The following is a 19,100-nucleotide window of genomic DNA, read 5'->3' on the forward strand; positions in this document are numbered from 1 at the left end:
AAAGGAAGGTAACTACTGATGAGTACATTAACCGAAAAAAAACAGGCGCTCGTTGATCAATTGAAAAAGATGAATCGCGTGGTTGTCGCATTTTCCGGAGGCATTGACAGCACGCTCGTTCTGAAAATGGCGCTGGACACACTGGGCAAAGACAATGTGCTTGCTGTTGTGGCCAACTCGGAACTTTTTACGAATGAAGAATTTGATAAAGCTGTTTCTTTGGCAAAGGACCTAGGTGCTGTGGTTAAGGAAGCTGAACTCAGCTATCTGTCTGAAGAACATATCAAACGTAATACGCCGGACAGCTGGTACTACGCGAAGAAAGGCTTCTACGCGCGAATGAACGAGATTGCGGCTGCTGAAGGTTTTGCGTTTGTACTGGACGGCATGATCAAGGATGACGAAAGCGATTTCCGCCCAGGTCTGCGTGCTCGGACAGAAGCAGGTGCACGAAGTGTTCTCCAGGAAGCCGGTTTCTATAAAACTGATGTTCGCGCCTTGGCGAAAATTATTGGTCTGAACAACTGGAATAAAGTCTCTTCATGCTCGGTTTCTTCTCGCTTCCCATATGGTACAACACTGACGTTGGAAAAAATCGATCAGGTCATGAAAGCGGAAAAATATATTCGCGAACTCGGTTTTCCTGTTGTCCGCGTCCGCTCTCATGGAGAGATTGCCCGTGTTGAGATCCCGGCAGAACGCTTAAACGACTTGCTTGAAGTGAATGACAAAATCAGCCAAGCGCTCACTGAGTTCGGTTTCCGTTACGTAACACTTGATCTGAGCGGTTTCCGCAGCGGACGGATGAACGAAACCCTTTCAGCACAAGAACGCAAGGCATTTGTTTCTTAAGTACAAGGTCGTTAATAAGCGGCTGAAATTTTTGAATCTCAAGAATGGATGTCACCTTTTTTAACCTATGAAGAAAGTAGAAAGATTCACGGAATGCTTGAAAGGCTTGGCTTCATCAAATTTTCTTTACGATGAGAAAGAAAGGAAGAACTAAAGTGTTGAAAAAGTGTCTCCCCTACTATATCGGGTCGTTCATCTTGCATATGCTTGGATTCGGTCTGCTTTTTCTGGCGACTGAGATCAACTCGGTCATGTTCAGCCTTGGTCTTGTGGCGTATACACTCGGCCTTCGCCATGCCTTTGATGCGGATCACATTGCGGCTATAGACAATACGGTGCGTAAATTGACACAGCAAAAAAGGAATTCATTGGGGGTCGGCTTTTATTTTTCACTCGGCCATTCTTCGGTTGTCTTTGCGATGTCTGTTCTTTTGGCTGTTTCGGTTCGCTGGGCGCAGCACCATTTGCCGCAGTTTGCACATATCGGCGGATTCGTCGGTGCTGCTGTCTCCGGAAGCTTCCTGATTGTGATTGCCATCATCAACCTAGTTATCTTAATCGATTTGCAGAAAATGCTTCGACGTGTTAGGATGCGCAAATTCGATCAAGTGAAGTTTGAGCAGATGCTGCAGTCTCGAGGCTTTTTGTCCCACGTATGCGCACCGCTTTTTTCTTTTATCAACAGAAGCTGGCATGTGTTTCCACTGGGATTCTTGTTTGGTCTCGGTTTTGATACAGCGACGGAAATTAGTTTGCTTGCACTCTCGGCGGAATCAGCAAGGGCACATATGTCCTTTGCCGCTATTCTTGCTCTGCCGATCCTTTTCGCGGCGGGCATGAATGTCATGGACACAACTGATTCGGTCATGATGACCCGCGCCTACCGCTGGGCACTTGATACGCCTGTTCGAAAAATTTATTATAACATAACGGTTACAGCCATCTCGGTTGCCGCGGCATTAATGATCGGTGCTGTTGAGCTCAGTCAGGTTGCCGGTGAGGCGTTTCAGCTGCAAGGGAGCTTTTGGAACTGGGTGCAGCAAATTGATTTAAACTGGATGGGTTACGGACTAATCATTCTCTTTATCGTGGTATGGGGGGGTTCGTACTTCATTTGGAAATGTCTCCATATTAGTCGGCGCTGGAAGCAATACTATTTCTGACCGATTGCGCCAAAGTGGTTATCACGTAAAAGAAAAGCTGCTCTCTCATGGATTAAGGGCAGCTTTTTTTGCATTCCTTTTAAGTGGCCAAAGCCTGATCTTTGCTGCTCACAGAAAATACAATAGCTTCACGCTGCTCTGTTTTGCCAAGTGCATAAACTTTACTGTAATTCTCCTCATTAAAAAATCGGAATGGAACTTTTCGATTATAGGCATAAGGAAATCCATCAAGCAGTACGATTCCATCCGTATACTTCAAGTTTTCATCCAGGTAAGGATCAAACAAATAGAGATACTGTTCGGCGATGGCTGCCTTCGTAGCCAGCGCATAGTGTTCACCACCGTAGTTTAGCCGGAGAATGGCTACGCTGCCATTCTTAATCGCAGCAATGATTGCGCTGCTTTCACTTAGATAAACCTGCTTCCCAGCATAATAGGTTCCATTGATGGGCAGTCCTTTAATGGGGCCATTATGATTCAGCCACTGGGTGATAAATTTCATTGCCGCTTTTGATGTGCCGCTCTTGCCGATTTCACCGTCTGTGTTATATGTATCAAGGGAATACGTTGTAATTGCCTTGATTATATCAGGCGGAACCACTTCTCGCGGAAAAAGGTAGTTAACTGCATTTAACAGTGTTACTGTGCCGCAGTCATACTCAGACATTTGATAATAGAGTGGTGTCTTCATGCATTTTCCTCACTTATAATGGTTATTTGGGTTAAAGCTTTCTTCAAAGGTCACCAATGAAATTGCTTGCCAGCACGAGCAGAATGATTGCAACGCCGGGCGATCTTCAAAGCAACAACGTTTCAGTTCGAATGGTCAGGCTTTCCGCACTATTGAGCATGGTGGTGAGGATCATTAGCTAAATTATAATTCATAGTGAATGAATGTAAATAAGTCGGATGAAATTACTTTTTTTAGGCTTCGGATGCCATCAAATTGTCAAAGATTAAAATGTTGGGTGCTACTGTTTTTTTTAGGTGATCCGTAAACTCATTTGGTAAAAGATGACTATCCCTTTCATGTTCAAAAGTCGCAACCATTTCAGTGCGCCTAAAAAAACTGTCCCTATTTAGCTGTACCGTGGGCAACTTTTTTGTTACCATAAAACAGTTAATAGCTAAAGATACTGCATTCATAATAGGACAGCTGGTCAAGTTTCGGACACCTGAGCGGAGTGGATTGTGTTGTGGGGAAGAAGTATTGGCACAAATGTGCGCTATAATTATATTTATAATTTCTGTTCTTTTTTTGGGGTGGCGGCACTTTGGGTGCTTTATCTGACACATCGCGGGATGTCGCTGGTCGAAGTAGGGCTGCTTGAGAGCATCTTTCATATAAGCAGTTTCATTTTTGAAGTGCCGAGCGGGGCGCTGGCCGATCGTTTGAGGTATCGTACAGTATTGATTCTGGGCCGCATCTGCGCAATCGTGAGCAGCTTCATCTTAATTTTTGCCCATGACTTTATTTGGTTTGCTGTTGGGTTCATTGTTTCTGCATGGTCTTATAATCTTAACTCTGGCACGAATGAGGCTTTGGTCTATGAGTCGCTGCGCAATCTGAAGCAGGCAAGGAAATACATCAAGGTATCAGCGAATATCAATGCGATCTATGAATTTACGGACACATTGGGCATTTTTGTAGCAGGCTGGTTTGTCAATGTTTACTTTGAAGGTGTGTACTGGATCCAGATCGGCATTTCATTGCTGGCGATTCTATCCGTTATGATGATGGTTGAACCGGAAAAATTGGAACGAAAGACTGAAAAAGTAACCGGTTATTTCGCCATTTTGAAGAGTGCTGCCGTTTTTCTGAAAGAAAATGCTCAGCTGCGCTTTCTCATGTTTTTCCTTGCCCTGTTTCAAGGAATTGCTGCAACCTACTACTTTTATTTTCAGTCATTTATGGATGGACATGGGTTCAAAGGAATTCAGATCAGCTTGCTGATGATCGTTTCAGCTGTATTTCAAATCATTGGAGCGAAAATCTCACCAACAATAGAAAAAAAGATCGGTCAAGTCCGACTGATCAAGTATTTTTCCATTCTGTTGTGTTTGCTGCTTATCCTTTCCTTTGTGAACCAGCTGGCAATGCTGCTCGGCTGCTTCATCGCAATGAACACGCTTGTGGCGATCAGTGCGCCAATTTTCAGTAACTATTTCAATAAATTGATCCCATCCTCCAGTCGTGCAACCCTGCTAAGCGTTTCCAGTATGATGTTCAGCGTGACGATGATTCTCTTGTTTCCGCTTACCGGATGGATGATTGAGAAACTGAGCTTTACGCTGAGTTTTGGAGTAATGGGCAGTATGGCAGCAGTTTTGTTGATAGGATTTCCACAACTGACGAAGAACAGGTGAAATCAGCAGTGATTGATCAAGGAAGATATCGCTGCCATTTGATTGCGTCAAGATAGGCTTCCATATATGCCCGTTTTGAAATTGCGGATTGCTCTAAATAGTCGTTAAGTGCGGTCCAATTCGCTTGTTCGAGTAAGAGAACGCCATTAAGATGGATTCTGAGTTCATTTTCTTGGCCCATCAGTGCTTCTTTTACATCGACAGGAAAAGGGAGTGTAGCGAGAATCGTTTCCATCTTTTGATTTGTAAGCGCATCAATCGAGGAAAAGAGTCCAACGAGACAGTAGTTGTCCTCGTCTTGTGCATTCAAAAGCGTTGCCAGTTTTTCCAGCATGCGTCCACGAATGATGCACGCCTTGATTAACTCTGCATTAGGCAGAGTTTGAAGCTCTTGAAGGAGAAAGAGGTGCATCCATTTTGATAAATCCTTTACGCCGATCCGTGTGAGAGCATTCTGAATGGACCGGACCGGAATCATCGCGCCGTAATGAAGCGTGTTCGCAATCCGCATGATTTTATAGGCAAGTCCAAGGTCATGCTGAAAATGTTTGGACAGTGATCTTAAGTTGACATCCTTTTTTTTCAATTCTTTAATGATATGCAGCACATGGTGATTGAATGACGGGATGTCGGTACCGTTAAGCATCGCAGGTTTGCTGAAAAAATAGCCTTGAAAGAGATGGTAGCCGACCCGCAGTGCTGTGTTGTATTCTTTTTCCGTTTCAATTTTTTCAGCTAAAAAAACTTTTTGCTGTCCGTATTTCTTGATCAGGCGAATCTGCTTATGCAGCGCGTGCCGATTGAATTCAATCTTAATTATATCGGCAAGTGACATCAGCGGGGAACGCATCATTTTCGGATCAAAAGTAAAGTCGTCCAGAGCCAGTATATAGCCGTCTTTTTTTAACCGCTTGCACGCATCAATGACCGCTTGAGTCAAGGGAACGTTTTCCAGAATCTCCACAATGATTTTATTGGGAGGCAGCAATCTTGGAAAGTCATTTGTGAGAAAATTTTCCGAGAAGTTGATGAACCCTCTTGTTCCATCAATGAGTTGGTCGAAGTTCATGACCAGTATGGAGTTTGACAGCAATGCTGCTGTAGCCTGATTGTCATCAGTACCTTCAAAATAATTATTCATGCTTTTTCGATAAAGCAGTTCATAACCATACAGATTTATTTTCCGATCGAAAATCGGTTGTCTGGCAACATAGACGTCCATCAATTCTCAGCTCACATTCAGACAGCGCAAAGATGCAATTCTCTATCTATATTAGCTTGAAAAATAGAAAAAGACAATGATTGGTATGGCGTAGGGAGAAGCTGATTTTGAGAAATGTATCGGATCCGGAACGGGTGAGGAAGCGCGCTTGCCTGGTGAAAAGCAGCGTTCACAGTCGTTTCACTTTTCATGTCATGGTAGCAAAAATGCGGATCGTGTTGAGGGATGCAGGCGGAGTCTGGATTTGATTTTGGCGTCATAATCCGCATTCATGGAATTGTCGGATTTATAGACAGGATTCGCGGATTTTGACGCCGAATTTTTTACACAATAGGTGCAAAATTTTTGAAGGTCGCCCGGCAAATAAGAGACACTAGTCCACGTTCGGTGACGCGGTAGTCGCTGCATTTTGCGGAAACGCTTTCTCCGGCCCAACAGATACCTGACCGCTTTGCCAGTGACTCGGCAGAGCCAGGTTTACTAATGAAGTGAGGCGATGAATTGTTCATCAATCCCATCTGAATCCCCTACCACATCCGGCAGTATGAGGTGCTGACCCATCGAATGAAAGCAGACAGCAAACGCGATTATGTGCTTTCGCTTTACAAAAGACTAATGGCCGGTACTGAGGAGAGCAGTCTATGGACTATGCGCTCAGCCATCTCCCCGACAAAGACTTCCACATTTTTCACAATCTCCGTTTGTACGATCATGTGGATTATTTTCAAATCGATTTTCTTGTACTTTGTGATCGCTATGCACTAATCCTTGAGGTGAAAAGGCAAGTTAACTTTTGACACGGAGATGCGTCAGCTTATTCGTAAATTGGGTGATGATATCGATATTTTTGATGATCCAATTACTCAGGCACAGTATTTAATGGGGGCGCTGCAACAGTGGCTGAGCAAACTCGGCTGTTCCGGCATCGCGGAATGCGACAACAAGATGATTATTGTTGACAAAACGGGCAGTCCATATATTTATCGTTATGCCCGAGGCAGCCAAGAAGCGGGTGAGTCACTGCTCGACATGCTCCACAGAGAATTTAATGAGGAAACCGGCATGACGGTTTCCGGCTGCATGCAAATTGGCACCTTCGATTTCTTTTTGCCGTGGAAATGAAAGCAGTATACGCATGTTCATCATGTCGCGGTCTTCTATCAGGTGACTCAGATGAGCGGTCAATTTAAGGTCTTGCTGAATTTGACGGGCAGGACTCGGTGGGTGCGCACTGGGTCAGCATTGATGCTGAACATCAATAATGCGTCCCCGCTCGCGTTGAAGGCGGCCGACTGGCTGCGCAACACGACACGGCCTGATCAGGCGACCATTTACCAATCATGGACGGTGCTGTAACTGCGCCCAAGCTTCCTGAACGGCCCATGCCTGGTGTTCGTGGAATAACAGCTGATCACATGCCAAGACATCAATCCATTCTAAGAAGTTGTCGTGTTCAGTCGGCTGCTGCACTTGCTCGCCAAGCCGTGCGGTATAAAAATAACCGTCGCCGACCATCGGCCGAGCAACGGGCAGCGTTGACAGAAAATAACGTTGTGCATAGCCAAGGTAGCGAATCTCATCAATGGTACAGCCTGTTTCCTCAAGCAGCTCGCGCTTTAGGCACTGCTCATTTGTTTCTCCGCACTCAATTCCTCTGCCGGGAAGAAAATATTGATCGCCGTTTGCGCGAATCAATGCGGCATGGTTTCCTTTAAATATTACAGCATAGGCGCCTTTTCTCAGCATATAGCTCACCCGCTTTTCTTGATTCCGAAAATGCGCACCGTTTTCACCTCATGAAAAAACAAGATTAAGTTCATAATAGCATAGAGAATATGTTGTGGAGGGCTTGCCATGGTCTTTTTTAAACCATTAACCGCAGAAGACGCGAAGCAGTATCGAGCGCTGAGACTCGAAGCAATGACAAATAATCCTGAGGCATATGCATCTGACTTGAAAACCGAACAGAATCGAACCATGGATCAGATTCGTGAACATCTATCTGATCCCGATGTTTTGACAGTGGGAGGATTCGACGGAGAGCGACTGATCGCTATTGCATCGCTGCATCGGGAAACCTTGCCGAAAATGGCGCACCGGGCGACGCTTACCAGCGTTTATGTCGCGCCCGAATACCGAGGCCAGCGCATTTCCCGGAAAATCATTGAATTTATGATTGACGATGTGAAAAGGAGTGGTGTCACCAAACTTTATTTGTTTGTCGTTACAACCAATGAACATGCGATTCATGCCTACAAAAAATTCGGATTTAAAATCTACGGTGAAGATCATGACGCGATGAAGGAAGACGACGGATTCGTCGATGAATACCTCATGGTGAAGTATATCTAGGCCCATTGAGCGGCCGCTGCTGAACCGTTCAGATCAGCATTGGATGACCAATAATTGCGCATGGTCCCGGAATAAAGGATTTCCGCCTCATTCAGTTTGAGAAAATCAGAGGGCTTGATAAAACAGGCGGGCTTGCTGAAGCAGTACGCACCGCTTTTTTCCAGCAGCGTTGAAACAAACTGGGAGCAAAAATAGGCGTTTTTTCCGTTTATCTTGCGATGAAGCATGATGCCGACAATTCCTTTAAAATTATAATGATAGCAGTCGCTGTAATCTTGAAAATAGGCAAGCAGAATACGTGCCCGGTAATAGGCTTTTTGAGTCATTGGAAGACGCAGGATGCTGATTTGTGTCTCTGGGTCCATAGTGGCGAACTGTTCCTCAATAAATCCACCGTTAAGAAAATTCAATTTGCTTTTCCGGCCGAAACTGTAGGCAATCATTGGCGAATCAAGAGAAACAGCTACATGCGAATAGACATCGCCGGTCCAGAGCCGGACGAGTTTTGCCGGTACTGTGTTTGAATGAGTAAGTAAAATATAAGCATACATAACTTGGCAGTCCTTTCAATTCGTGTATGTATACTTTACCGTGCAGGAGGGACTCTGGCAATAAGCTTCAGTCATATTTTCCGCTAAGACTTAAGGTCGATAGCTAAGGGTATCATACCTGCCCGAATTTAAAATACCGACCGGCAGAACCGATCGGTATCCATTGATTAATGGGTCTTGCTAAAGGCGGATTCATCCTTTATTTCTTCACGCAGTCCTTTGACACTTTCATCGCGACGCTTGTTCTTTTCACGCAGCTGACGCTTCTCTTCCTCGTCCATTTTATCACCGTGTGCCTTTAAATAGTCATTAGTCTCGTTTATGTTTTGTAATGTGTTGCCGATGTTGCGGCTAATTTTCTCCCAATTGTCGGAACGATCATCCGGTTTTGCCATTGTTCTCCCCCCTCTCCGTCCTTATTATGTGATCGATAACTAGGTCGATACCTACCAAACATGGCCATTACCGTTGGACGCAGAAAAATTTTCATCATATAATTGTCCGTCTTATTCAGCTGAAAAAACATAAACAAACTATTGACCGGGTGGTCAACGCATGCTATAGTGTCATTGACCAAGTGGTCAATGCACTATTTAAAGGAGGTTCACTGAGATGCCGGTTATTGAATTGAGTCATATCAGTAAACGTTTTGGCAAGTTTGTTGCTGTAAATGATCTTTCTTTCTCTGTTGAACAAGGCGAATTTTTCGGATTCATCGGTCCGAACGGAGCAGGCAAGTCGACAACGATGAATATGATGCTGAATTTTATTAAACGAAACGGCGGGGAGATCTCGCTTCTCGGGAAAAGCGTTCCGCAGCATGATCTTGATGTAAAAAAAAGAATTGGATATGTACCGAGTGACGTGCGTTTTTATCCGCAACTGCGTGTTCAGGACCTGATCCGCTATACGCTTGACTTTCATCATATGGAAGGTGATCAGGCAGAGATTGATCGTTATTGCGAGCTGTTTCAAATTGACCGCAAGAAAAAATTCGGTGATCTGTCTTTGGGAAATAAGAAAAAGGTCGCGCTGGTTTGCGCGCTCATTCACCATCCAGAGTTAATTATTATGGATGAACCGACAAACGGGCTTGATCCGCTGATGCATGCTCGGCTGTTCCGAGTGCTGAAAGACAAGCAGGAGCAAGGAGCGACCATTTTCCTCTCCAGTCACAACCTGAAGGAAGTTGAAGATTATTGTTCCAAAGTTGCGTTTATTCGCAGCGGTCAGCTGGTCGGCGTTGAAGATTTATCTCAGGTCAATAAAAAAATGAAAATCGTGACCTTGAAAGGAAGCAAGCTGCCATTCGATAAAATGAAGGCGATTGGTGCGACCTGTATCAAAAAAGAGGAACAAGAAGCGCGTTTTCTTTATGAAGGCGGTCTGGCACAGCTGTTCTCAACCTTGTCAAATCTGTCAACGGATCTTGAAGATGTGACTGTTGCGAACCGCGATTTGGAAGAACAGTTCATGTCTATGTATGAATGTCAGGAGGGTGAACGGTTATGACCTTATTCAGACTTGAATGTAAAACGCATATAAAAACACTATTGACTTGGATTGTTGTGGTTGGTGTACTGACTCTTGGACTCGTGTCGTTATTTCCGGCGATGAAGGACATGGGGCTGCAGCAAATGGATTTGAAGTCAATGCCGAAAGATATGTTGAAAGCATTCAATTTATCGGATATGGCGGCTTTGGCTACAATCAAAGGCTATTTCGGTTATGAATACCAATACGTTATGATTGCCACCGGCATTTTCGCGGCGATGCTCGGAACGAATGCGCTCGCCAGAGAAGAGGCGGAAGGAACGATCGGCTATCTCTATGCTCAGCCGATAACGCGTCTTTCAATCGTTGGATCGAAAATGCTCGCAAATAGCTTGCTTTATACATTATACTGGGCAGTATCAATGGCAATTGCTTTTTTGGGGTGTATCCTCTTCAAGGAGTCGGGAGCATCCGTTCATGAACTTTTTAAGAGCTTTGCACAATTAGCTTTTTCCGGATGGGTCATGGGTCTTACTTTTCTTGTGTTCGGCTTTCTTATATCGGCGTTCCTGTCCACAAATAAGTCTGCGACTTCGTTGTCTCTCGGTATTGTATTTCTCACATTTATATTGGGTGTCGTGGGTAAGATGAATGATGATTTTCAGGCGCTTGTTTTCTTCTCACCGGTAGACACGGCGCTCCCAAGCACTGTCTTTAAGAATGGAATTGAATGGAAATACATTGTGACCGACTTGATTGTCATCATTGTTTCCTGTCTGCTTACTTTTTGGAGTTATAAGAGGAAGGATTTGAAGGTGTAATGGATGAACCGAAAGAAAAGGCAATTTTGGACGCGGCGATTCATGAATTTGCGATAAAAGGATTTGACCGGGCATCGACTAATCAGATCGCGAAATCGTCAGGCGTTTCAAAGGGTCTGATCTTTCATTATTATGATTCTAAAGAAAAACTCTTTGAAGAGAGTGTGGATTACGCCATTCGTTTTACCATGAAGGAGATGGATTTCGAAAACTGGAAATTATCCTCCGATATGCTTGCGGATATCCGGAAAATATGTCAAATGGAAATTCGCGTTTATAAAAAATATCCTGACATTTACCAGTTTATGATGAATGCATTCGCCCAACCCCCGGAACGACTGACGGACAAAATGATCAATTTGTATAATGAATTGAACGCGATGACTCCGGGATTTATTGAAGGTATGATCGGAAGACTTGATTTGAAGGACGATGTGAACCGTGATCTGTTAAAATCAGTATTTCTCTGTCTTTTTAATGATTACAGTAGTCAGACAATGGCTTATTTAAAGAAAAACCCGAATTCAACTATTGACGATCTCAGACCGATCATCGACAGGATAATTTCCATGATTGAAATGATTTTGCGTGGGTTGACAAAAAATAATTAAAATGGAGTGGGACAGAATAATCGCGCGCGGCGTGGTTACAGTTCCGCTTCTTTTACTTTTCGCTTAAGGCGTTGAACATCTAATGAAGTGTTTAAAGTATCTTCACGCAGAAGATCAATGTGGTCCAGTACATCAAAATGCTTGTCTTTAATCTCTTGTTTCAATGCTGAAAATCCGGAATGCATCTCCTGTTCTATGTGGTCCATTCTCTGTTCAAGTTTGCCTATTTTATGCTCCAACTTGCCTATCCGTCCATCGAGCGTGCTGATGTTGTTTCCCAGCTCTTTAATGGCTTGCATCACCATTTGCAACTCGTTTGCCATGTGATCGTCTCCTTGCTTTCCCACCATTATAACAGTGAATTGATCCACTGAACAATATGAAAATGAGATCGTTTGACGAACAAACGATCTCATTGAACATGCTTTTTGTGCTTATTTTATGGGCTGTTCAACGCGGTTCTTACTTGTGCCGGTTTCCAGAACTTCAACCACGCAGTCGAGTGCACCTTCAACAATATTTTGAATCGCAGTTTCCGTAAAGAAACCAATATGCGGTGTCAGCAGGACCTGATCCATAGCAATCAGCTTGGAGAGAAGTGGATCATTAAGCGACTGTCCGTTCAAGTCTTTGTTAATCACGGTTTCATTCTCAAATGTATCAAGTGCTGCCCCGGCAATTTCGCCGCTTTCAAGCGCATCAATCAGATCCTCTGTGTTAATGAGCCCTCCGCGTGCGATATTGATGAGAAACGCGCTTTTTTTCATCAGCTTTAACGTATTTCGATTAATCATATGATGGGTCGAGTCAAACAGCGGCGTATGCAGGGACACGATGTCTGCTTCCTTCAGTACTGCCTCCAGCGATGGGCGATACTCGAGAATCGATTTAACGTGATCATTCGGATATTGATCGAAACCAATGACTTTTGCCCCGAGTCCTTTGAAAAGCTGGGCAGCGGTTGCTCCGATGCGTCCCGTGCCGATAATGCCTACGGTTAATGAACGAATTTCTTTCGAAAGCAAACCTGACCAGCGAAAATCCTTATTGACGATTCGTTTCTGAAATTGCGGAATGTGGCGGACGAGCTGCATGGCCTGAGTGACTGCAAGTTCTGCGACCGCATAAGGTGAATAGGCCGGAACATTTGTGACAATCAGGTCATTTTTCTCCGCCTCATTCAAGTCAATCATGTCATAGCCTGCAGTGCGTGTTGCGATCTGCTTGATTCCATAACTTTTCAACTGTGCATACAGCGTTGATCCGCCGAGCGCGATCGGCTGTTGAATGCAGATACCGTCAAAACCCTTTGCCTGGGCGACTGTCTGTTCGGAGAGAAAATCAGGTGTGGTTGCGATTTTGGCTTCATGGGACTCGGCCCAATCCGCGATAATCTTCTTTTCATGATCTTGTACACCATACATTAAAATGTTCATGAGCTTGATTCCTCCTCGTTGCACTTCGCTGTTGCAATAATGGCTGGTTCCACAATTATTCTAGCCGATTTATCTATTTGTGTAAACGATTCCAGTTTAAAGCATAGCCGCTGTTATGTGGTAAAGTTCGGATGTTAGTTAAAATATGACAAAAAGCGCCTGGTCCTTACTTTCACAGGATGTGATAACTTTCGCGTTGCATACAGAGGACGTATGCGTATTTAGCGAAAGTTCCCTTTACAATTGCGAAAATCCCTTTGCTCCACATGCAGTTTTGAATCATCAACCTTGTGTTTGAACAGAAAACATTCCCTTCTTTATTAAGTAACGGGTAAAATAAGCGAAATTTTTCCGGTTATCTGCACCATGAGACTTCTTTCACGGATGAATAAGGGTGATTTTTCCGCCTATTCACAGAAAAACCCTCCATTTTTACGTTTTTCGATTCGATAGGCGGAATTTCTCCGTCTATTCAAGCGATTTTTTCATTCATTTTTTAATTAAGGGTAATTTCTCAGATTGGGCGCTAACCTGATTGTCTAACCGAATTTTATGACGCTGATCATCGTACCAGCAAGACAAAAAACGATAAATTTTTTTACCCGTTAGGAAACTTGGTTTCATCAAACCTTTGGAAAAGGCGAAGTCTTAGCAGCACTTACACTAAAATTCCTCTTATTGTGTCAAAAAAACCACCCGCTAAAGAGAGCAGGTGGTGAAAAACTGATTTCAATCAGATGCCTTTAAACGCCTGACGGTAAATTGCTGCGAGTTCGGACACGAGCGGCATCTTCGGATTGGCGGTGGTACATTGATCGCCAAAGGCACGGTCGGACATCTTGCTCACCGCTTTGTCGAAGGCGGCTTTGCTGACGCCGTTTGATTCAATGCTCATCGGCATATTCAATTCCTGAGTCAGCTTTTTGATTGCCTGAACTAAATTTTCCACACTTTCTTCAGTTGTCTTGCCGCCGACACCAATGATCCGCGCGATTTCTGCGTAACGCTCATCAGCGATGAAGTGTTTGTATTTCGGGAATGACGTGAACTTCGTCGGCTTTTGCGCATTGTAACGGATCACATGCGGCAGAAGAAGCGCGCAGCAGCGGCCGTGTGCCAGGTGAAATTCATTGCCCAGCTTGTGCGCGAGACTGTGATTGATTCCCAGAAACGCATTGGAGAATGCCATGCCGGCGATGGTCGACGCATTGTGCATCTTCTCTTTTGCTAATTTGTCGCTGCTATCTTTATAGGAGCGCGGCAAGTATTGAAACACAAGCTGGATTGCTTTGATACAGAGACCGTCGGTAAAGTCATTGGCCATGTTGGATACATAGGCTTCGATCGCGTGTGTGAGCACATCCATTCCGGAATCGGCGAGGACGCGCGGCGGTACGGTCATGACGAATTCCGGATCAATGATCGCCACATTCGGTGTCAACGCGTAATCGGCGAGCGGATATTTCATATCATTCTCTTTGTCCGTGATTACGGAAAAAGAAGTCACTTCCGATCCGGTTCCCGACGTGGTTGGAATCGCGACAAATTTCGCTTTTTTACCGAGATCGGGGAATTTAAAGACGCGCTTGCGGATATCCAGAAATTTTTGTCTGAGGCCAAAGAACTCGGTTTCCGGGCTTTCATAGAACAGCCACATGCCTTTTGCCGCATCCATTGCTGAACCGCCGCCGATCGCAATGATCACATCAGGTTTAAAACTGCGCATCATTTCTGTTCCCTTCATGACTGTTGCAACGGATGGATCCGGTTCTACATCGGAAAACATTTCGTAGTGAATCGGTTCGTTGCGTTTTCTCAAATAGTGAACGACGCGGTCGACATAGCCGAATTTAACCATTCCCGGATCAGCGACAATAAAGGCGCGTGTGATATCCGGCATCACAGACAAGTACTTGGTTGAATTTTTTTCAAAATAGATTTTCGGTGGAACCTTGAACCACTGCATGTTGTTGCGGCGATTGGCCATCGTCTTAATATTGATCAGATTTGCTGTGCCAACGTTTGTGGCCACGGAGTTGCCGCCGTATGTGCCGCAGCCCAAGGTGAGCGACGGAATAAAGTGGTTGTAAATATCTCCGATACCGCCGAGTGAAGACGGCGCATTGATGATCAGACGTCCGGCTTTCATTTTCATAGCAAATGTGTCAATCACTTTTTGGTCATTTGAATGAATCACCGCCGAGTGCCCAATCCCGCCGAATTCGAGCATTTCTTCACAGCGCCGCAACCCTTCTTCCGTCGTTTTTACCTTGAAGCAGGCCAGCACCGGACTCAGTTTTTCACGTGAAAGCGGCGATTCAGGGCCGACACTGCTGAGTTCGGCGATGATCACTTTGGTATCATTCGGAACCGTAACGCCCGCGAGCTTGGCGATGTATGCTGCCGACTTGCCGACAATTTTCGGATTGACGGCACAGCGCTTTTCATCAATAACGAGCTTCTCTACTTTTTTCTTTTCTTCATTATTTAAGAAATAGCATTTATTCGCGATCATTTCCTGCTTTACCGTTTCATAGATTGCCGCGTCTACGATGACTGCCTGCTCCGATGCGCAGATCATGCCGTGGTCAAAGGTCTTGGAAAGAATCAGATCGTTAACCGCCTGTTTAATATCGGCTGTTTTTTCAATGTATGCAGGCACGTTTCCGGGACCAACGCCGATCGCCGGTTTGCCCGAACTGTAAGCGGACTTTACCATGCCGGAGCCCCCGGTTGCGAGAATGAGGGAGACGCCGGGATGGTGCATCAACTGCTGAGTCGCCGCAAGTGACGGCGTCTCAACCCATTGAATGCAGTTTTCCGGCGCACCGGCACGTATCGCCGCGTCGCGAACGACACATGCGGCCACACTGCTGCATTTTTGCGCAGACGGATGGAAGGCAAAGATAATCGGATTCTTAGTTTTAATTGAGATCAGGGACTTGAACATCGTCGTTGATGTCGGGTTGGTCACCGGCGTAACACCAGCGATGACACCAACCGGTTCGGCGATTTGGACAATTTCTTCGTAAGGGTCCTCGTTAATGATGCCAACGGTTTTGTTGTTTTTTATTGAGTTATAAATGTATTCCGTTGCAAAAATGTTCTTAATCATTTTATCTTCGTAAACACCGCGCCCAGTTTCTTCAACAGCCATTTTGGCCAGCTGCATATGCTGATCAAGTCCTGCCAGAGCCATCTGTCGCACAATCTCGTCAATTTGTACTTGGTCAAGCGCTTTAAATTCATCCAGTGCGGTCTGAGCATTCGTCACCAATTGATCGATCATTGTTTCCAACGTTTCTTTTTTCGAATCTTTTGGGTTTAGTGATTGTTCTTCAATAGCCATAGGATGTTCCTCCTTCAGAAAATAGAAATCAGAATCTTTGTGAATTGTTTCACATATATAACTTACTTTATAACCAACGGATTGGCAACAATTACGAAAACGCTGTCACAAAGTAGCCATCTGATTTTGTCTGATTTGTGTCGAGCAAATAAATGAGGTTTTAAGTGAACATAAAGTGGGTTAATCCCAGACTGGCTCATTAGCAGAGTTATTGGAGTATACTTTTATTAATAAAGAGAGTTTGTTTATTATGGAGGCTTGCGAATGAATAAAAGAAGTGAGCAGCTTATTCGTCTAGCAAAGGAAATGACCGATGAATGGCCTGATCGAATCGAGTATGCGTCAGTCAGCGGTTCTGCTGCCCGAGGTGATGCAGATAAATATAGTGATCTGGACATTCATATTTTTGGGAGACGGTTCACCGGTGAGCAGGAGCAAAATCATTTATACCATGGGGAAATTGTACAAGTGCATGCCGGACTGCTTCCGAATCGTGGACAAATCATCCGCTCACCATGGGAGGAGCGGGCATGGGCCGAATTAATGATTATTAAGGACAGAGACAATCGTTTAGGCAAAATAAAAAAAGATGCACTCAATTATTTTTTCTCATCGGCCGGGAGAAAGAAAATTCTGGGACAAGTTGCGCAGATTGTAGATCAGCGCATTCATTTTGCTTATTCATGTCTTGGAAAAAAGCAATGGTTTTCAGCAACGCATGCGGCAATGGGAGCATGGTCCGAAGCAGCGTTTTGCCGCATGTTTTTAAAGACACATCAATTATCGACGGGACAGTTGATTCCTTTTTACAGGAGGGAAGGGTTGTATCAGGAGTTCCTTGACTGTTCGATCATAAATGGGCTCAGGTATGAAAATTTATCCTCTGTTCTGTGTAAACTCAGGAATTATCTCAAAGATAAAGGGAGTTTGTCCCCCTTCAATAAAGATCCGTTGCAACATGAATTATGTAAGCGAAAAAACGAACGGTTCGTCAATAAGGGTGATTTCGTCAATCTTCAGTGGCAGATGTATGGGGAAGCGCTGTGGCTGTTTTTTGATTCAGCGGGGAAAGAAAATTTTGAAATGTTTCATCAAAAATTACCCGATTCTTTGAAGCACGAATTGAGAAAAGTAGGTTTTGTTCCACTTGACAGATCGAGGGTTGAGCTTTTATGTGGACTGAGCAGGAAATTACTTACACTATAGAAAAGAGTGGGGAGGCCGAATGATGAAACAATGGATTGTCACTGTTGTCATATTGCTGTTTCTCACCGGTTGCGGTGCTGCTTCGCAAAAAGAGAACGGACAGAATCTAAAGATGTCTCCCTATACGCAAAATGATTTTAAGCATGTTAAGGGCATCCGGATTTATATGAGTCAAGGCAATTATCCGGTAAAATCAAAAGATTTCACGCTGATTATCGAGAATAACACGGAACAGAGCGTCATATTCGGTGTTGATTATACATTTGAAATAGAACGGAATAGAAGTTGGTATGCTCCATTTCGTAAAGATGCGGCTTTTATTGAAATAGGACAGCAGCTGAACCCGTATAAAAAGGTTAAAAAAAAATATCGATGGATCTTTTGACTGATCACCCGAAAAAAGGAAACTACAGGGTCATTAAGAAGATCGGCACGCAGCTGTTTGCAGCACCGTTTCATTATAAACTAAAATCTGCTTGAAAAATCAGCACACATGAATTGATGAGAGCTTAAACTTGATCATCGAAGAGTTGAAACGTTTCTAAGTGGCTTGTCTGACAGGATAATCGCAAAAACCGAATTGAACCTATGTCCGCTCAATTCGACCTTGTCTCATGAACGATTGCTAACTTTAATAGCCGCCGGTCATATCGCTGAGTAGTCCCTCGCAATCGTAATTGACCGTACTCTTTTGAGAATCTACCTTCCATTTGTTTCCTTCTTTTTGCGGCTTGATCTTGTAGCTGTCTTCGGATGTCTGTGCGTCGGTATTTTTAAATACTTCTCCGATATTTTTAGCCATGTACACGTACCAGCCTTTGAGCGCGGCATCATGGTTTGAGTATTTGCCGCGGTTGTCCTCAATAAACTGATCCTTCAATTTCTCAATTTCATCATACATGTCATCAAGGAAAAGTACTTTGGGTGTCACTTCGACCACAGCAGAGTCCGGGAGCACGGTGTCAACCTTTAGGGTGACGCTCCCCTTCTCACGATTGGCACGTTCAAATGCTTCATAAATTTGATTGGTTTGCTCATCAGATAACTGCTCATCGAGCTCGCTGCCCATATTTTTTATGAACACGCCTTTCATTTGCGCTTTATCTTTATTTGCGTCGTTAGCGACAAGTGCCATATACTTTGTGTCGTCTTTTCCAAAGAAAACGGTTTGCACATAAGCGTTCATCGCGTCCTTGATCTGCTGTTGATCGTCCTTAAAGTTCTTAGTGTTGATTTTTACAATAATTTCATCAGCCTTTTTATCATTTTTATAGACATTCGGCTGATAGTGCAGTTCGTAAGTTTTGTTCTTCGCGACTTGAAATGGAATGTAGCCGATTACGGTCTTATCCTTAGCGCGAGAGTCCGTTTCCAGCATGGCGGAGTTTGCCAAACTGACGGATCGGCTCGATGAAATACAATCCGCCTATTTAGGAATGGTGATCGATCCGGACAGTCTGACGCTGACGCATTACGGCGACTCCTATCAGCGTGGGATCAAATTCCGGCTGGTTTATGATAAAAGTCAGAAACAGTGGCTGGTTGACGGCATTTCCGATAATTATATAACGTGGCATACAGCTTCATTTTGGACACATAAAAAGGAGCTGACTGTTCCGAATCCGATTGTCCGCACATGGCCCGCAAACAAGCAACCGAATTTGTAGGAACAGAAG

22 protein-coding genes are annotated in these 19,100 nt (G+C 44.3%); 13 read left to right on the top strand and 9 right to left on the bottom strand.

Going from position 1 to position 19,100, the window contains the following annotated elements; all coding sequences use genetic code 11:
• Positions 1–18: 18 nt before the first annotated feature.
• Both larE and NIE88_RS01865 read left to right on the top strand, forming a co-directional pair.
• Positions 19–852 (top strand): ATP-dependent sacrificial sulfur transferase LarE, encoded by an 834-nt coding sequence (larE, locus tag NIE88_RS01860; protein ID WP_253058086.1) that lies wholly within the window; start codon positions 19–21, stop codon positions 850–852.
• 131 nt (positions 853–983) lie between these two features.
• Complete coding sequence (locus NIE88_RS01865) at positions 984–2,015, top strand: HoxN/HupN/NixA family nickel/cobalt transporter (RefSeq protein WP_373689392.1); 1,032 nt, start codon at positions 984–986, stop codon at positions 2,013–2,015.
• 79 nt (positions 2,016–2,094) lie between these two features.
• On the opposite strand, the gene NIE88_RS01870 is transcribed toward NIE88_RS01865, so the two are convergent.
• Positions 2,095–2,706 (bottom strand): hypothetical protein, encoded by a 612-nt coding sequence (locus NIE88_RS01870; protein ID WP_253058088.1) that lies wholly within the window; start codon positions 2,704–2,706, stop codon positions 2,095–2,097.
• A 503-nt stretch (positions 2,707–3,209) separates the two neighbouring features.
• Here NIE88_RS01870 and NIE88_RS01875 point away from each other — a divergent pair.
• Complete coding sequence (locus NIE88_RS01875) at positions 3,210–4,382, top strand: MFS transporter (protein ID WP_253058090.1); 1,173 nt, start codon at positions 3,210–3,212, stop codon at positions 4,380–4,382.
• A 16-nt stretch (positions 4,383–4,398) separates the two neighbouring features.
• On the opposite strand, the gene NIE88_RS01880 is transcribed toward NIE88_RS01875, so the two are convergent.
• Entirely contained in the window at positions 4,399–5,604 is a 1,206-nt protein-coding gene (locus NIE88_RS01880; RefSeq protein WP_253058092.1) for an EAL and HDOD domain-containing protein, read from the bottom strand.
• A gap of 641 nt (positions 5,605–6,245) precedes the next feature.
• On the opposite strand from NIE88_RS01880, the gene NIE88_RS22720 reads away from it, so the two are divergent.
• From NIE88_RS22720 to NIE88_RS01890, 3 genes are read left to right on the top strand one after another with little or no spacing between them, the layout of a single operon-like run.
• Positions 6,246–6,401: a nuclease-related domain-containing protein gene (locus NIE88_RS22720; protein WP_373689393.1), complete on the top strand. Its 156-nt coding sequence runs from the start codon at positions 6,246–6,248 to the stop codon at positions 6,399–6,401.
• 7 nt (positions 6,402–6,408) lie between these two features.
• The gene (locus tag NIE88_RS01885) at positions 6,409–6,726 is read left to right on the top strand and encodes an NUDIX hydrolase (protein ID WP_253058094.1); all 318 of its coding nucleotides are present in this window, start codon (positions 6,409–6,411) and stop codon (positions 6,724–6,726) included.
• A 51-nt stretch (positions 6,727–6,777) separates the two neighbouring features.
• A complete protein-coding gene (locus tag NIE88_RS01890) occupies positions 6,778–6,960 on the top strand; it encodes a hypothetical protein (protein WP_253058096.1) in 183 nt (60 codons plus the stop codon).
• Here NIE88_RS01890 and NIE88_RS01895 read toward each other — a convergent pair.
• Positions 6,943–7,350, bottom strand: a complete 408-nt coding sequence (locus tag NIE88_RS01895; RefSeq protein WP_253058098.1) for an NUDIX domain-containing protein — start codon at positions 7,348–7,350, stop codon at positions 6,943–6,945. The genes NIE88_RS01890 and NIE88_RS01895 overlap by 18 nt on opposite strands.
• A gap of 108 nt (positions 7,351–7,458) precedes the next feature.
• Here NIE88_RS01895 and NIE88_RS01900 point away from each other — a divergent pair, with 108 nt between their 5' ends.
• A complete protein-coding gene (locus NIE88_RS01900; RefSeq protein ID WP_253058100.1) occupies positions 7,459–7,956 on the top strand; it encodes a GNAT family N-acetyltransferase in 498 nt (165 codons plus the stop codon).
• On the opposite strand, the gene NIE88_RS01905 is transcribed toward NIE88_RS01900, so the two are convergent.
• A complete protein-coding gene (locus tag NIE88_RS01905; protein ID WP_253058118.1) occupies positions 7,953–8,507 on the bottom strand; it encodes a hypothetical protein in 555 nt (184 codons plus the stop codon). The genes NIE88_RS01900 and NIE88_RS01905 overlap by 4 nt on opposite strands.
• Positions 8,508–8,674: 167 nt before the next feature.
• Positions 8,675–8,902: a small acid-soluble spore protein Tlp gene (gene tlp / locus NIE88_RS01910; RefSeq protein ID WP_253058120.1), complete on the bottom strand. Its 228-nt coding sequence runs from the start codon at positions 8,900–8,902 to the stop codon at positions 8,675–8,677.
• Between the two features lie 217 nt (positions 8,903–9,119).
• Between tlp and NIE88_RS01915 the strand changes: the two genes are divergently transcribed.
• The 3 genes from NIE88_RS01915 to NIE88_RS01925 are packed head-to-tail and all read left to right on the top strand — an operon-like array spanning position 9,120 to position 11,433.
• Complete coding sequence (locus tag NIE88_RS01915; protein WP_253058125.1) at positions 9,120–10,019, top strand: ABC transporter ATP-binding protein; 900 nt, start codon at positions 9,120–9,122, stop codon at positions 10,017–10,019.
• Complete coding sequence (locus NIE88_RS01920; RefSeq protein WP_253058127.1) at positions 10,016–10,822, top strand: DUF2705 family protein; 807 nt, start codon at positions 10,016–10,018, stop codon at positions 10,820–10,822. Before NIE88_RS01915 ends, NIE88_RS01920 begins: the two co-directional genes overlap by 4 nt.
• Entirely contained in the window at positions 10,822–11,433 is a 612-nt protein-coding gene (locus tag NIE88_RS01925) for a TetR/AcrR family transcriptional regulator (RefSeq protein WP_253058129.1), read from the top strand. The genes NIE88_RS01920 and NIE88_RS01925 overlap by 1 nt, the downstream gene beginning before the upstream one ends.
• Positions 11,434–11,468: 35 nt before the next feature.
• Here NIE88_RS01925 and NIE88_RS01930 read toward each other — a convergent pair whose 3' ends face one another.
• The 3 genes from NIE88_RS01930 to adhE all read right to left on the bottom strand — a co-directional run bounded on the left by NIE88_RS01930 (position 11,469) and on the right by adhE (position 16,218).
• On the bottom strand, positions 11,469–11,756 hold the full coding sequence (locus tag NIE88_RS01930) for a hypothetical protein (protein ID WP_253058131.1): 288 nt from the start codon (positions 11,754–11,756) through the stop codon (positions 11,469–11,471).
• Positions 11,757–11,867: 111 nt separating this feature from the next.
• A complete protein-coding gene (locus NIE88_RS01935) occupies positions 11,868–12,869 on the bottom strand; it encodes a D-2-hydroxyacid dehydrogenase (protein WP_253058133.1) in 1,002 nt (333 codons plus the stop codon).
• 733 nt (positions 12,870–13,602) lie between these two features.
• Positions 13,603–16,218: a bifunctional acetaldehyde-CoA/alcohol dehydrogenase gene (gene adhE, locus NIE88_RS01940; RefSeq protein WP_253058135.1), complete on the bottom strand. Its 2,616-nt coding sequence runs from the start codon at positions 16,216–16,218 to the stop codon at positions 13,603–13,605.
• Between the two features lie 264 nt (positions 16,219–16,482).
• Here adhE and NIE88_RS01945 point away from each other — a divergent pair, with 264 nt between their 5' ends.
• Positions 16,483–17,424: a nucleotidyltransferase domain-containing protein gene (locus NIE88_RS01945; RefSeq protein WP_253058137.1), complete on the top strand. Its 942-nt coding sequence runs from the start codon at positions 16,483–16,485 to the stop codon at positions 17,422–17,424.
• 22 nt (positions 17,425–17,446) lie between these two features.
• Positions 17,447–17,809, top strand: a complete 363-nt coding sequence (locus NIE88_RS01950) for an immunoglobulin-like domain-containing protein (protein ID WP_253058139.1) — start codon at positions 17,447–17,449, stop codon at positions 17,807–17,809.
• A gap of 246 nt (positions 17,810–18,055) precedes the next feature.
• On the opposite strand, the gene NIE88_RS01955 is transcribed toward NIE88_RS01950, so the two are convergent.
• Entirely contained in the window at positions 18,056–18,802 is a 747-nt protein-coding gene (locus tag NIE88_RS01955; protein ID WP_253058141.1) for a DUF5105 domain-containing protein, read from the bottom strand.
• On the opposite strand from NIE88_RS01955, the gene NIE88_RS01960 reads away from it, so the two are divergent.
• Positions 18,801–19,091, top strand: coding sequence for a hypothetical protein (locus NIE88_RS01960; protein WP_253058143.1), 291 nt, complete (start codon positions 18,801–18,803; stop codon positions 19,089–19,091). The genes NIE88_RS01955 and NIE88_RS01960 overlap by 2 nt on opposite strands.
• Positions 19,092–19,100 lie beyond the last annotated feature (9 nt).

This window comes from Sporolactobacillus shoreicorticis (assembly GCF_024125445.1).
In the GTDB taxonomy this organism is placed as follows: domain Bacteria; phylum Bacillota; class Bacilli; order Bacillales; family Sporolactobacillaceae; genus Sporolactobacillus; species Sporolactobacillus shoreicorticis.